This is a genomic window from Virgibacillus natechei (assembly GCF_026013645.1).
Classification (GTDB): domain Bacteria; phylum Bacillota; class Bacilli; order Bacillales; family Amphibacillaceae; genus Virgibacillus_L; species Virgibacillus_L natechei.
This window is the reverse complement of the sequence record NZ_CP110224.1, coordinates 1,633,657-1,649,461: the sequence shown is the minus strand read 5'-3', so window position 1 is coordinate 1,649,461 and position 15,805 is coordinate 1,633,657. Positions and strand designations below refer to the sequence as shown.

Sequence of the window (15,805 nt, the reverse complement as noted above, 5' to 3'; positions counted from 1 at the left end):
TACTATTCATTATCCACTAAATGCAGCAAGATAGATAGCGTCATTCAAACATTTCTTTATTCATTTGACTAATAGCTGCTTTTTCCAATCTAGAGACTTGAGCTTGTGAAATACCTATTTCATCCGCTACCTCCATCTGTGTTTTTCCTTGGAAGAAACGTTTATTTAGTATCATTTCTTCTCTTTCGTTTAATTGATACATCCCTTCTTTTAAAGATAGTTTGTCTGCCCATGTAGAGTCTTTATCTTTTTCATCACTAATTTGATCCATAACAAATATGGGATCTCCTCCATCATTGTATATCGGTTCAAATAATGATACAGGGTCTTGAATAGCATCCATTGCAAACACAATGTCGGAATGAGGTATACCCATCTCTTCTGCAATCTCCATCGGTGTAGGTTCCTTTGATGTTTTACTTATTAGTTTTTCTCTTACTTGCAAAGCTTTATAAGCTGTATCCCTTAGTGACCTTGATACCCGAATAGGATTGTTGTCTCTTAAATAGCGTCTAATTTCACCGATAATCATAGGAACGGCATATGTGGAAAATCTAACATTATGTGATAAGTCAAAATTGTCAATTGATTTCATTAAACCAATACATCCTACTTGAAATAAATCATCTACATATTCACCACGATTATTAAACCGTTGTATAACACTTAATACGAGCCGTAAATTTCCATTCACCAGTTCTTCACGCGCTGAAAAGTCGTCTTCTCCTTCTTGCATTTTTACAAATAACTTCCGCATTTCTTCATTTTTTAATACAGGTAGTTTCGATGTATCAACACCACATATCACAACTTTATGCCTTGTCATCCTGTTCAACCCTCCCAGTTGGTGATGCTGTTCATGGACAGTATCTCCGCACAGGAAGATTTTTATGCAGGATGATTTAGTTGGAAAACGTGTAAAATCAAGTCATTTTCTTAGAGGAACAAGGCTAGACCATTTTATTAAATTCTTTTTTTAACCGCCTTATTATCTTTTTTTCCAAACGGGAAATATACGATTGAGAAATGCCCAGCATATCCGCTACATCCTTTTGTGTTTTTTCTTCTTCTCCAATCAATCCAAATCGTAATTCCATAATTTGTTTTTCTCGATCATTTAACTGGGATAAAGCATTCTTTAATAAGCTTTTATCCACATTCGTTTCCAGATTTTTTGTTATAATATCCACTTCTGTTCCTAACACATCTGATAATAATAATTCATTTCCATCCCAATCAATGTTTAAAGGCTCATCAAAAGATATTTCTGATTTTAATTTATTATTTCTTCGTAAGTACATTAAAATTTCATTCTCAATACACCTGGATGCATAGGTAGCCAGCTTAATTTTTTTCTCTGGATTAAACGTATTAACAGCCTTAATAAGACCAATTGTACCAATGCTGATCAAGTCTTCTATATTTATACCTGTATTCTCAAATTTCCGAGCGATATAAACAACCAAACGTAAATTGCGTTCAATTAACATAGCCCTTGCCATCTTGTCACCTTTTGGTAATAGTTCCAACAATTCTTGCTCTTCTTTTTTGGAAAGCGGAGGAGGTAACGCTTCACTTCCACCAATATAGTATATTTCTTTAGGTTTAATACCAAACTTCATTAATGTTTTATACCACGTTAATCGAAAACGTAATTTCAATGATTTCATCGTTCATCTCTCCTTCTATGCTTATGCAGATTGTACAGCTGCTGTCTTAATAATTTGCGGCTGTAGCAAACAATGATAGCTTCTGTCTTTTGTTAAACTGGCAAACTGAATGCCGATTAAGATTTTATTTGTGCTGATTATTTGATTTTCATAATATACAATTAATTGATCTGGTCTTAAGGCTAATAAAAACGTATTATTCCCTTGCACCCCTTGATAAGGCACTATTTGAATATAGTTCTCCCATTCTTTTGGAAGGCTATCGAAATTAAGACTTTCATTAGCTGATTTCAGTAATTGCCATTCATCTTCTGTAAACCATTGTTTTAAAAATAGCTCATCACAAATAACTACGGCTTTTTTAGTTATTGGATCCACTAACTGATTTCCACTATCAATGTATCCAGTCGTCGTATAACGTTTATTTTTTAATTGAATGGTAACTGGATATAGTTGATCATAACGAATCTTTTCTCCTACATGCTTGTCCATACGTACTTTTGTAAATATCCACATTAAGGGGAAACCAATGACAACAAAAATCCAACTAATTGGATCACCATATCCGCCATTAAATGTTAGAAATCCGTTTGTGGACATACCAATCGGATTTTGTACAAGGAAATGTATAGCTATTAAGCCACCCCCTATTGCAAAAGATGTGAAATAAAATAAAAGAAGCAACTTCATCATTCGATAGATGGATACATAACCAAAAGCACTCCATATAATAATTACGGAATAAATGAATTTGCCAATCACACTATTAAAGAAAGAATCTGGAAAATAGATTGATAATGGCACAAGTAATGAAGCGATAAATGCCCCGAATATAATTCTGATTTTTCTTGTGCTGTCTCTTGCTAATGCTTGCGTGAGCAATAAAAGCATCATGTCCAGAAAAAAATTCAATGTCCAGACAGCATCAAGATATATGGTCACCGTCTTCTTCCTTTCCTAGAGAAATAATTTTTATAATGAAATAAATGATTTAAAGGAAGTATACCTGAGTTTACAAGCAAAGTCTGTCGTACCTTGTATGCAAAGAAGCGCTAATTTTAACTAGTTATAAGGGAGTTTGTCGTAGTAAATGAGCAGTGTGCAGCAGTGGATTAAAAAGCGAAAAAAGCAACAAAGGTGCAAGCGCCCGGTTAGCGACGTACGGACTAGGTGATAAAGGAAACATGCCCCTTCATAGGGGTATGCCGACGCCTGAGCGCAAGCCCGGTTTTAGTCGGCCTTCCTTAAGACAAGTAAGCCGATGTTGACTTTCACCCCAAGGGTATAAGTGCGACTAAGCCTCTGGCGGTGCCAATCGGCAAGTCTTCTTTTCACCCCAAGGGTATAAGTGCGACTAAGCCTCTGGCGGTGCCAATCGGCAAGTCTTCTTTTCACCCCAAGGGTATAAGTGCGACTAAGCCTCTGGCGGTGCCAATCGGCAAGTCTTCTTTATCGTATGGAGGTGAAAGAAGTCGCGCTAGTCGCTGAGCGCTGGATCCGGACGTGGCTAATCCAGTAACTAAATTATCCACAGCTTTTAAATTCTATAGTTTCCTGGTGTATGAAATAAAAAAAGAGCAAACAAATAGCGCATTGGCTACTGGTTTGCTCTTTACTTTATATATTATTATTTACCTATTGCGGTTACGGTTTCTTAAGAACGTAGGTATATCTAACGTTTCTTCTTCTTGCTTCGGATGTTGTTGCTGCGCTGTTTCTTTTGGTGAATCCTCAGGTTCTCTCGTTGCAGCCTGCTGTTTATGGTTTATGGTAGGACGTTGTTGTCTCTTATCTTCTTGTTGTGTAGATTCATCAAATCCTGTAGCTATAACTGTTACAATAATTTCGTCGTTTAAGTTATCGTTAATAACAGAACCAAAGATAACATTCACTTCATTATCAGCAGCTGAAGTAACTAAATCGGCTGCTTCCTGGACTTCATACAAGCTTAAATTCGTACCGCCTGTAATATTCATTAAAATACCATGCGCCCCGTCGATAGAAGTTTCAAGCAATGGGGATGAAATAGCTTTTTTAGCCGCTTCGGCTGCTCGTGTTTCACCAGTTGCAATACCGATTCCCATCAGTGCCGATCCTTTATCAAGCATAATCGTTTTCACGTCTGCAAAGTCCACATTTATCAAACCTGGTTTTGCAATTAAATCTGAAATACCTTGTACACCTTGTCTTAGTACATTATCTGCTTCTCGAAATGCTTCTAACATTGGTGTGTTTTTATCAACAATTTCTAGTAGGCGATCATTCGGTATAACAATTAATGTATCGACACTACTTTTCAATTCGTCAATTCCACTTATTGCCTGTGTTGATCGTCTTCTTCCTTCAAACGAAAATGGACGAGTGACAACCCCAACTGTTAGTGCACCAAGATCTTTAGCAATTTGAGCGATAACCGATGCTCCCCCAGTTCCGGTTCCTCCACCCATTCCAGCTGTAACAAATATCATATCTGTACCTTTTAATACTTCTTCAATCTGCTCTTTGCTTTCTTCAGCTGCTTTTTTTCCAACCTCCGGATTGGCACCTGCACCTAATCCACGTGTTAGCTTGCCACCTATTTGTAGTTTAACTTCTGCTTTTGATAAATTTAATGCTTGTGCATCAGTATTAACAGCAATAAATTCAACACCTTCAACGCCATGCTCAATCATACGGTTGACAGCATTATTTCCCCCACCACCAACACCGATGACTTTAATTGATGCTAGTTCTTCCATATTTGTATCAAACTCTAACATATTCCGTTCCTCCTAATATGCAAAATAACAAGAGTACCGGTAGCTAATTATAAGATAATTTAAAAAGACAAAACATTTGCTTCATAACTATCTTAAAATCTAGTAATAACCTCTAATCAAAGAAATATTTAAATAAATTAGCAATTCCGGATTCTTTTTTCTTTTTTTCTTTCGAATCATTAGATTTTGGCTGTTTTTTTATTTTCTTGGGTTTTTGCTCATTTGGATTAACGATAACAGAGGGGAATAATTCTTTTCCCTGTATTTTCGCATTACGATAGGCGAATTGCAATATCCCTACACCTGCTGTAAACTGTGGCTCTCTAACACCTATGTAATCCGGTATAGCAATACGTACATTCGAGTGAAATAGATCCTGTGCAAGTTCAGAAACGCCAGGCATTGTCATTATACCACCTGTTAAAACATATCCACCAGGTAATTGTTGGTAACCCATTTTTCGAATTTCCCTATCTGCAAATGCATAGATTTCTTCTAGTCTTGCTTCAATCATATCAGAAATTTGCAACTGATTATAGGATTGTTTTGTATCACTACCTATAATAGAAGCCTCAAATGTTTCATCTTCCCGTGCAGTATCATAAAATGCATGTCCATAATTTAATTTTATGTCCTCTGCTTCTTCCGTTGATGTTCTAAGACCAATGGATAAATCCTTTGTTATATTGTCTCCACCCAGATTAACAACACTGGTAGATGCTAAATGGTCATTTTCAAAGATAGATACAGTAGAACAACCACCACCAACATCTATAAGAGCTACCCCCATATTCTTTTCATCGGCTGATAAAGCAATAGTCCCCGATGCAAGAGGCTGTAGGCAAATATCAGATACTTGTAAATTTGCTCGTTCCACACATTTCAATGTATTATGCAAAACAGTTTTTGAACAAGTAATAATTGTTCCTTCCATTTCTAAACGGACACCAATCATACCTCTAGGATCATTTATTTCATCTAAACCATCAACAATAAATTGCTTCGGTATTACATCAACGATCTCTCGTTCTGGCGGAATGGAAACAACTTGAGCTCCATCAATTACTCTTGTAATATCTTCTTCTCCAATTTCGCGGTCTTCACTCTGAACAGCTACCACACCATGGCAAGGCTGCAATTGAATGTGATTTCCATTAATGCCTACGACCACGCGGTCAATCTCCATTCCTACCATGCGTTCGGCTTGTTCAACTGCATTCCTAATCGAATGTACGGTTTGATCAATATCTACAATAGCACCTTTTTTCATACCATTAGATTTGGCAGTACCTACTCCAATTATATTCAACGAATCATTTAACACTTCTCCAATTATTACTTTAATTTTTGATGTCCCTATATCAAGGCTCACTAGTACGTCACTGTTGTTCAAAGAAAGGCACCTCCTAATTCAGCAACATCTAATAAATCTTAGATGTTTAATCTACTATCCAAACTATGAATCTACTATAATTTAATATTTTATAGGAATATACGAAAAAAAGGAAATATATATAGGTAATTCTTCAAAAATTATAAAATTCCTTTATTTTTCTTTGTTTTATTACATATTTATTAGAAAAATTGGCTTATCGCCTAGTTTTACGGCCGAATCCTTAGCCCTACTTACCACGACACTTGTTTTCGGCGGGACGAGTAATTACAGTCCCAGGACAAGATAGGAGCCTTCGCACACAGAATAAGTGCTTTTCTATTTCAAGGACGTCACAGTCTTAGCTATTAAGCAGTTAGAAAATTTTAAGACTTTCTTACTCTTCCTAAAAAAGTTCGTAACCTAGTCAAAAAATATGACTTTCCTCTACGATTTAGTTGCAGAAGTTTATTCTTCTGTCGATGTTTCCATCTGATTATCCTCATCATTATCATTTTCAAATGATTCAAAATAAGCACCTACCCCGATATGGATAACGCCCTTATCTTCGGGATCCAGTTGAGAAATGATAGATGGATAGACTTGCATTCTATCAGCAAAATCCCTTATCGTTCCACTCACCATAAATCCATCATTCATATAAAGCCAAATATCATTTGGGTTATCATCAGTTGGATTCCAATGAATTTCCGAAATTAAATTCAAAATACTGTCTGATAGTTCCTGAAGTTCAATGGCCATTCTATGTAAATATTCCTCTTCTGTAAACTCTACTAATAGTGGTGCATCACCACTTATCGCATCTTGCTCCATTTCATGTAATATTTGTCCATTTCCAAGAATGGGATGAAAATTACTTTCTTCTTCAACGTATCCTACACGTTGGTGTTCATTTACTATTATGTCTACTGTCCAAGGGAATTTCCTGCTGATCTCAACAGATTTAATTATTGGATTATCACTCATAGCTTGTGTAATATCTGAGGTGTTAATCGTCCATATATTCGTGCTCATTGTTAACTCACTCTGTGCAATAATTTCTTCATCATCAAAAAATGAATTACCTGTCACATTTATTGTTTGGATATGACTTAAAGGTGATTGTAGATAGACAATGATTGATATTAAAATGAAGAAAATAGATAGATAAAATATTAAACGCCGATTCGCTTTTTTTTTGCGTGCTTGTTTCAATTTTGGAATACGATCCTCGATCGAAACAATTTTCTTTTTGCTCATCCCTATTTCTTCCCTTGTAAAAAATTGTTAGAGTAAATGTGACACATCAAGACTGGCAAAGGCTATATTCTATTATAATGCTGTAACGTGTCAGATAAAAACAGCAACAAAAATGCCGTTTTTATCATACTAAACAAATTATATCACAAATTGCACCTTAACATGTAGTCTACATGGCTAGTTTCGTAATATTTTTTACGAAAAAAACCTTTAAATATTTTCCAATTTAATAATAGTGGGTAATAAATGTTAAATTTTTGAATAATAACTAATATTTAACAGGATTCCTACCGAACATAATGTTAATGTTAAAGAAGAACCACCATAACTCAAAAATGGTAATGTTATTCCAGTTACTGGAATCAAGCCAATCACTACGCTTATATTCATCATCGTTTGAATCGTTAACATAGCTACAATCCCCAATGCTAAAAAGCGGCCAAACAAATCAGGTGCTTCCAAAGAAATTCTAATCCCACGCCATAGTAACAAAAGGAATAATCCAATTACAATCGTACCCCCGATAAAACCAAACTCTTCACCCAAAATAGCAAATATAAAATCTGTTTGAGGTTCGGGTAAATAAAAGTATTTCTGTAAACCTTGCCCGAAACCGACCCCCATTAAACCACCTGGACCTATTGCATATAGTGATTGAATAATCTGAAATCCATCACCTAAAGGATCTTCCCATGGATTAAGAAACGCTGTAATTCTACTAATTCGATAAGGTGCAGAAGCGATTAAAAACACAAATCCTGCTAGACCTAAAGCAGCTAGTCCAAGAAAATGGGTCATCCTTGCCCCAGCTGTAAAAATCATTAACATGCATGTAAGTACAAGTACGGCTCCTGTCCCCAAGTCAGGTTGGAGCATGATTAAGCCAAAAGCAGTAAATACTAAGATCATAGAAGGGAAAAAACCTTTTTTAAATGATGTGATATATTTTTGATTTGTAGCCAAATATGCTGACAAAAAAATGATTAAGCCTAATTTCATAAATTCAGAAGGTTGAATACTAAATGCACCAACACCTATCCAACTTTGCGCTCCGCCACGAACCATCCCGATACCTGGAATTAATACTAAAAAAAGCAAAATAAAACAGACTAACAATATTAAGTTAGCATATTTTTTCCACGTGTTATATGGAATAACCATAATGACTAACATAGCTACTAATCCAGCACCTGCGAAAAGCAATTGTCTTTTCACATAGAAGAATGCATCATCAAATTTATAATCAGACCATACATAGGAGGCACTATACACCATGACAACACCAATGATTAATAAAGAAAATATGACACCCAACAATATATAATCAGGCTTATTCTGGTCATTAAATATTCTGCGAAACAAAAGAACACCCCTATTCCTATAAAATGGACGAGGGGTGTTTTATCGTTTAATAAGGTTCATTTATGACTGTTAAAAACAAGCCCCCTACACTAATGTATGCACAGCTTGTATAAACATATTACCTCTTTCTTCAAAAGTCCTGTACTGATCCCAACTTGCACAAGCAGGTGATAGTAATATCACGTCATTTTCCTGAGAAATAGAATACGCTGTCTCTACTGCTTGTTGTACATCTTTAGCCATCACTGTCGTAGCAACCCCAGCATCTTCTGCAAGGCTTTTTAATTTCTCTGCTGTTTCTCCGAAAACTACCATTCCTTTGACATTCTTAAGATATGGAATTAAATCGGTAAAGTCATTTCCACGATCTAGGCCACCAGCCAATAATATAACGGGTTGTGCAAAAGATGTAAGTGCCTTTTGCGTTGCCAGCATATTAGTCGCTTTGGAATCATTATAAAATACTCTATTTTTAATCGTATCAACAAATTGCAGGCGATGCTTCACCCCTGCAAACGTTGTTAATACTTCCCTTATCCCTTCATTCGAAGCACCGCTAAGTTTAGCGGCAGCAATGGAAGCTACAATATTTTCTAAATTATGCTTACCTACTAGTACAATAGATTCACGATCTATTATTTTTTCATCCTTAAAGTATATACTAGTCTCATCAACCCATGCTCCATTTTCCTCTCGCTGCATTACTGAAAATGGAATTTTTTGAGACTTTGCTTTCTTCACGGCATCAACCAAAGTTGAATCATCCCTATTATAGACGAGGTAATCTTCATTCATCTGATTTTTAAAAATAGTATGTTTGGCATTCTTATAGTTTTCAAATGTTTTATGATAGTCCAAATGTGCTTCATATATATTCAATAAGACAGCAATGCCTGGTTTGAACTTCTCTATTCCTAACAATTGAAAGGAAGAAAGTTCCAGTACCAGCTTTTCACCTTTCGTTAAGGTTTGCGCAACATCCGTGGCTACATTACCGATATTACCAGCAACCTTAACGGGTTGATTGCTCTTAGCTAACATCGCTTCTATTAATGTTGTCGTTGTCGTCTTTCCATTAGAACCGGTTATTCCAATAATGGACTCATCTACTAACTGACCAGCGAGTTCAATTTCCGTAATAATCGGTATCCCTCTCTGTTGTGCTTCTTTCACAACTGGATTTTCATATGGAATACCTGGGTTTTTTACAATAACTTCAATATCATCTAAAACGTGAATTGGATGGGAACCGACAATTACTTCCGCTCCCATTCCTCTTAAAGCGATGACAGACTCCTCGTCTTCCTCTGCATTTATGTCGTTCACACGTACTTCTATTTCATTAGCCAATAATAATTTAGCTGCGGCTGTACCACTTTTCGCCAATCCCAATACAAGAACATGAGAATATTTAAAATCTGTTAATTTTTTCAACCTATCCCCACCTCAATATAAATACCAAGAGCCGCAAAAACAAGTCCTATTAACCAAAAGGTGGTTACTACCCGCCATTCGGACCATCCCATCAATTCGTAATGGTGATGTAATGGGCTCATTTTAAACACTCTTTTACCTGTTGTTTTAAACGAAATAACCTGGATAATAACGGAGAGTGTTTCCATTACAAACACACCGCCAATAATAATTAAAATAACTTCCATTTTTGTTAAAATAGCTATTCCTGCTATTGCACCACCTAATGCGAGTGAACCGGTATCTCCCATAAACACCTTAGCTGGATGTGCATTGAACACCAGAAATCCAAGCAATGCACCAACAGCAGCCAAAGCAAAAATCGTAACTTCTACTGATGCAAAACTAGACCATGCCAAGATACCGAAAGCTCCAAAAGCAATAACAGCAGTCCCTGCCAATAATCCATCTAAACCATCCGTTAAGTTAACTGCATTCGATGAACCAACTAGCATAAATATAATTAGTAGTGCATATACCCATCCAAGTTCCCATTGAATAGTGGTACCAGGTATTTGAATATATGTAGGAAAGTCCTGACTTTGTAAAATATAATAAAATACAAGTGCTATAACAACTTGTCCCAATAATTTTTGTTTCGAAGTTAATCCTAAGTTCCGTTTCATTGCTACTTTAATAAAATCATCCAGAAACCCTAAAATCCCAAATCCTACCAGAACCATTAATAATAGCCAAAGCTCGTAACCAATTCCATCTTGACTTACCTTACTAGCCATTATAATCGCTGTGATGACGATACCAAAAACAATCATTAGCCCCCCCATTGTTGGGGTACCAGTCTTCTTTAAATGTGACTCTGGGCCGTCTTCTCTAATGCTTTGTCCAAACTTTAAACGTCTTAGAAACGGGATAAATAGTGGAGACAAAAGGACGGTAATTAAAAATGCTATTGCAATTGTCATCAATAATATAGTTATATTCACTTTATTTCCTCCTCGTACAATAACCGTCCATACAATTTATGGATGTATAATTTCATTGATAAATGATTCAAATTGTAATCCCCTTGAAGCTTTGAATAAAAGTAATGACTCTCTTTTTAAATAAGGTTGAAGCGCATATATTAGTTCTTCTTTTGAATGGAAGTGACTACAATATAACGATGGGTTATTTTCTTTAACTGCTTCAGAAATATAAGCTGCTTCATCTCCGTATGTTAATATTGCCGTAATTGGAGCATCAATATGACTTGCTACAGAACGGTGCATCTCTTCAGAATGTTCTCCTAATTCTAACACATCCCCTAGAATGAGCACTTTTTCTACAAAGCCATCCATCTGTTTAACCACGTCAATTGCTGCTTTCATAGAGGTCGGTGACGCGTTATATGCATCATTAATAATCGATGCGTCATTCATGCCTCTAACCATTTCAAAACGCATGCCTGTTTGCTGTAAGGAAAGCAATGCATTCTTTCTCCGCTCCGAATTAACTCCTAAACGCTCTCCAAGTGCTATAGCAAGAGCTGCATTTAATGCATGATGTTTTCCAAGTAACGGAACCATATACGCATTTCCGTCTGCAAGTTGAAAATTTGTATGGTTAAGCCTAACATCGACGTTTTGAATAATTACATCATTATCCTCACGAAAGCCACATGTAATACAATTTTTCTGCTTATGGATGTCTTTTAATAATGGCTCATCCCCATCAATAAATACCAATCCATCTGTCTTCATACCATTCGTGATTTCCATTTTTGCTTCTTTTATTCCTTCTCTAGATCCTAAATGTTCAATATGGGATTCACCAATATTGGTTATCATAACATGATCTGGCGTGGCTATCTTGGATAATAAATCAATCTCTCCAAAATCACTCATCCCCATTTCCAATACTAGTACTTGCGTGTTTCTTGGCATTGATAAAATCGTTAACGGCAGGCCGATATGATTATTGAAATTACCATTTGTATAATGGGTTTCATAAACTTCTTTGAGCATAGAAGCTACGAGATCCTTTGTAGTTGTTTTTCCATTGGATCCCGTAATTCCAATTACAATTGGATTAATTTCATCTCTATAATTGGTAGCCAATTGTTGCAAAGAACCTATTGTATCGTCCACATAGAACACAAGGAAATCAGTTGGGAGGGATTCTGGTAGGCTTGTCTCCCGATTCCATAAAGCAGCTACAGCTCCATTGGCAATAGCCTGCTTCAGGTAATGATGTCCGTCAAAATTTTCACCAATTATCGGGACGAATAAAGCATTTTTCACTTGTACACGACTATCCGTAAAGACTTCTTCAATTGCAATTGGCTCATCTGTATTCCTATTGAAATCAGTAAAAATGGAGGATAACCATCTTGTAGTAAATAACATATCTATTTCTCCTTCGTTCGAATTGCCTCTTCCGCTATTCTCCGGTCATCAAAATCGTATTTCACGTGTCCAATCTGCTGATATGTTTCATGACCTTTACCAGCAATTAGCACAATATCATCCGCTTGTGCATGTTCTATTGCTTTATAAATCGCTTCTTTCCGATCCTCAATTACTTCATACTTCCTTCTATCATAATCTATCCCTGTTATCATATCATCTAAAATGGATTGTGGATCCTCAGAACGCGGGTTATCAGACGTAAATATCGCATGATCTGCATATTGTAATGCGACAGTTGCCATGAGTGGACGTTTTGTTCGATCACGATCTCCACCACATCCAATTACAACATATATATTTTTCTTTGCGAAATCTTTCATCGTTGCTAATACATTCTCTAGTGAATCTGGAGTATGTGCATAATCGACAATGACAGCATACGGTTGTTCTGTAGCAACAGGTTCAAATCGTCCATTTACCCCTTTAATACTCTCTAGCGCATATTTGATGATATCTAATGGAACATTGCTAGCAATAGCTGCTGCACTAGCGGCTAACATATTATATACATTAAACATGCCTATGAGTCTACTATTGATATCTATTGTACCTATAGGTGTCCACAGAAGAAAAGATGTTCCTTCAGCATGCAACTTTACATGTGTTGCCATTACATCTGCATCGTTTTTATAACCATATGTTAGAACGTGCTGTGCAGTACTTTGTTTAATAAGCTTACTTGAAGGGTCATCCTCATTAATAATAGCATATTTTTGGGTGCCTTCATGATAAGTATTCCCTAATTGAGCAAACAAAAGAATTTTTGCACGCAAATAATCATCTATACTATTATGATAATCTAAATGATCCTGGGAAAGGTTTGTGAAAATCGCAATATCGAAATCACAACCGTAAACCCTACCTATATCAAGTGCATGTGACGAAACTTCCATAATAGCTTGATCTACATGCTGATCAAGCATTTTTTTAAATGATTGTTGCAAAAGAAGGGCATCCGGCGTAGTATTCTCGATCGGATAAATTTCTTCCCCTATTTTCATTTGGATGGTACCAATTACACCTGTCTTTTTATGATGCTTATTGAAAATTGTATCTAATAAATAAGTTACAGTTGTTTTTCCATTTGTACCAGTAACGCCTATTAGAGGAATAGTACGAGTTGGGTTGTTATAAAACGTAACTGCAAGCATGGCTAGCGTTCTAGAACTATTGGGAACAAAAATAGTGGGAACTGAGGACGTCACTTTTTTTTCAGCGATAATGGCGATCGCACCGTTATCAACTGCCTGTTGCACATAGTCATGACCATCTACTGTAAAACCATCAATACATACAAAAAGGCTTCCCGGTTTCACGTTACGTGAATCAATTTCAATGTTATTAACTTCAATACCTTCAATAGATGAGGTAGCTTCATAGAACGTCAAACTTAAAAGAACTTCAGTTAATTTCATTAACAACATCCTATCTACAGATTTATCCAACATATCTATTCTGTTTTACTTCATTTTTTAAGAGGGCGGAACCACCCTCTTCTAAGATTAATTTCCTTCATTATTATAGCAAACTTTAGTTGGATACACGACCATTAATTTTCTTCATCGGATAAATAAATTCTCATTGTCGACCCCTCTTCAACGTGTGATCCTGGACTTGGCGCTTGATCGATAATATGATCACCTGATCCACTTGTCTCAATTGATAAATTTGTCATGAATTCAGCTAAATCACCTGTAGATAAACCAACTAGATCAGGAACTTCAACTCTCGGTTGTTCTGGCCATTGGTAGTCTTTATCTAGACCACTTGTACGTGGTTCGACGTCTAATGCACGCAAACTGTCTCCAATCACGGTTCCAACGATCGGGGCTGCCACTACTCCACCGAATTGTATTGTATCTTTTGGATTATCTACAGCAAGGTATACAACTATTTCTGGATCATCAGCAGGGGCAAATCCCATAAATGAAACAACATAATTATTTTCCATATAGGTTCCATCAGGACCTACTTTTTGTGCTGTTCCCGTTTTTCCACCAACTCTATATCCATCAACATATGCAGGTCTGCCTGTCCCTTGTGCAACAACACTTTCCAATGCATGACGGATTTCTTCAGATGTGGATTCTGAGAGGACTCTATCTTTTAGATTCGGTTCCATTCTTTCTACCGTTTCTTCCGTAATCGGATCCACCCATTCCTGAGCAATATGAGGTTCATACAAGTAGCCACCATTCACACTTGCAGCTACCGCCATAATTTGCTGAATAGGTGTAACAGAGACTCCTTGACCAAAAGATGTTGTACCTAATTCTAGTGGGCCAACGTTTTCTGGATTAAAAAGAATCCCATTGCCTTCTCCTTGCAAATCAATTCCTGTTTCTTCCCCAAATCCAAAATTATCAATGTACGTAAATAACCGTTCCGTTCCTAATTCTTGTCCAAGATTAACAAATCCTGGGTTACAGGAATTCTGTACGACTTCAAGGTACGTTTGTTCACCGTGTCCACCAGTTTTCCAGCAATGTAGATCCGTTCCCCCTACAGATATAGCTCCGTCATCATCAAAGGTGTCTTCTTCTAAATCTACAACACCTTCTTCCAGGGCTGCAGCTAACGTAATTATTTTAAAAGTTGATCCTGGTTCATACGTACTCCAAATCGGCAAATTCCGGTCGAAAATAGAAGCATCCACTTCTTGATAATTTTCTGGACTAAAATTTGGTCTGGTTGACATTCCCAGAACTCCTCCTGTTTTTGGGTTTACAGCAATTGCCAGAGCACCATCCGGATTATATTTAGATACAGCTAAGTCCAATTCACGCTCTATAATAGTTTGTACTTTTGAATCGACAGTCGTCTTTAAATTCAATCCATCAACTGGAGAGGTATAATTGTCTGCAAGCTCATCTAACCGATGTCCCTTTGCATCTGAATAGTAGGAAAGGCTACCTTGCTCGCCTTTTAAGTTATCATCATAATATAACTCTAACCCCATCAAACCCTGATTATCAATCCCAGTAAAACCTAATACATGTGATAAATTATCGCCATCTGGATAGTGGCGTTTTGAATCTTTAGCTAGATAAACGCCATCGATATTAAGTGTTCGAAGGGCTCCTTCTTGATCCTCGTCAATTTTTCTACCCTCTGGGTGTATGGATACGATATTTTGATTTTCTGTAAGGTACGCATAAGCTTCCTCAACTGACAAATCCAAAATGCCAGCTAAACTTTCAGCAGTACTTTCTGGATCTTCAATTTGTCGAGGTACAACCATAACAGAGGGCGCAGAAACATTTTCTGCTAATACCTCATCATTTCGGTCCAAAATGGTCCCTCGATCTGCTTCAAAGGTTATATCCCTACTCCAAGATTCATCTGCTTTTTCCATTAGTTCATCACCAAGAACAAATTGAACATACCCCAATCGAAACACCATTATACCCATAATTAGTAACCCAAAAAGAAAAACAATGACTATTCGTTTTTTTACTATAAAAGTAGATACACGTTTCATTTTCCATCCCCTTTTCATAG

At 36.6% G+C, this 15,805-nt stretch carries 12 protein-coding genes; all 12 read right to left on the bottom strand.

From position 1 onward, the window contains the following. Positions 1-40 precede the first annotated feature (40 nt). Entirely contained in the window at positions 41-826 is a 786-nt protein-coding gene (gene sigG / locus OLD84_RS08615; RefSeq protein WP_209461418.1) for an RNA polymerase sporulation sigma factor SigG, read from the bottom strand. 124 nt (positions 827-950) lie between these two features. Further along, positions 951-1,670, bottom strand: a complete 720-nt coding sequence (sigE, locus tag OLD84_RS08610) for an RNA polymerase sporulation sigma factor SigE (RefSeq protein WP_209461419.1) — start codon at positions 1,668-1,670, stop codon at positions 951-953. Between the two features lie 21 nt (positions 1,671-1,691). Then, the gene (gene spoIIGA / locus OLD84_RS08605) at positions 1,692-2,612 is read right to left on the bottom strand and encodes a sigma-E processing peptidase SpoIIGA (protein WP_209461420.1); all 921 of its coding nucleotides are present in this window, start codon (positions 2,610-2,612) and stop codon (positions 1,692-1,694) included. Positions 2,613-3,301: 689 nt separating this feature from the next. After that, positions 3,302-4,429, bottom strand: a complete 1,128-nt coding sequence (gene ftsZ, locus OLD84_RS08600; RefSeq protein ID WP_209461421.1) for a cell division protein FtsZ — start codon at positions 4,427-4,429, stop codon at positions 3,302-3,304. A gap of 112 nt (positions 4,430-4,541) precedes the next feature. Then, entirely contained in the window at positions 4,542-5,822 is a 1,281-nt protein-coding gene (gene ftsA / locus OLD84_RS08595) for a cell division protein FtsA (RefSeq protein ID WP_209461422.1), read from the bottom strand. 447 nt (positions 5,823-6,269) lie between these two features. Further along, a complete protein-coding gene (locus OLD84_RS08590; protein WP_209461423.1) occupies positions 6,270-7,061 on the bottom strand; it encodes a cell division protein FtsQ/DivIB in 792 nt (263 codons plus the stop codon). A 249-nt stretch (positions 7,062-7,310) separates the two neighbouring features. Then, the gene (gene spoVE / locus OLD84_RS08585) at positions 7,311-8,423 is read right to left on the bottom strand and encodes a stage V sporulation protein E (protein ID WP_245301414.1); all 1,113 of its coding nucleotides are present in this window, start codon (positions 8,421-8,423) and stop codon (positions 7,311-7,313) included. 84 nt (positions 8,424-8,507) lie between these two features. Continuing rightward, complete coding sequence (murD, locus tag OLD84_RS08580) at positions 8,508-9,857, bottom strand: UDP-N-acetylmuramoyl-L-alanine--D-glutamate ligase (protein WP_209461424.1); 1,350 nt, start codon at positions 9,855-9,857, stop codon at positions 8,508-8,510. Next, positions 9,854-10,840: a phospho-N-acetylmuramoyl-pentapeptide-transferase gene (gene mraY / locus OLD84_RS08575; RefSeq protein WP_209461425.1), complete on the bottom strand. Its 987-nt coding sequence runs from the start codon at positions 10,838-10,840 to the stop codon at positions 9,854-9,856. The genes murD and mraY overlap by 4 nt, the downstream gene beginning before the upstream one ends. A 36-nt stretch (positions 10,841-10,876) precedes the next feature. Continuing rightward, positions 10,877-12,241 (bottom strand): UDP-N-acetylmuramoyl-tripeptide--D-alanyl-D-alanine ligase, encoded by a 1,365-nt coding sequence (locus tag OLD84_RS08570; RefSeq protein ID WP_209461426.1) that lies wholly within the window; start codon positions 12,239-12,241, stop codon positions 10,877-10,879. Positions 12,242-12,243: 2 nt separating this feature from the next. Then, positions 12,244-13,719 (bottom strand): UDP-N-acetylmuramoyl-L-alanyl-D-glutamate--2,6-diaminopimelate ligase, encoded by a 1,476-nt coding sequence (locus tag OLD84_RS08565; protein ID WP_209461427.1) that lies wholly within the window; start codon positions 13,717-13,719, stop codon positions 12,244-12,246. A gap of 134 nt (positions 13,720-13,853) precedes the next feature. Beyond that, positions 13,854-15,785: a stage V sporulation protein D gene (locus OLD84_RS08560; protein ID WP_209461428.1), complete on the bottom strand. Its 1,932-nt coding sequence runs from the start codon at positions 15,783-15,785 to the stop codon at positions 13,854-13,856. Positions 15,786-15,805 lie beyond the last annotated feature (20 nt).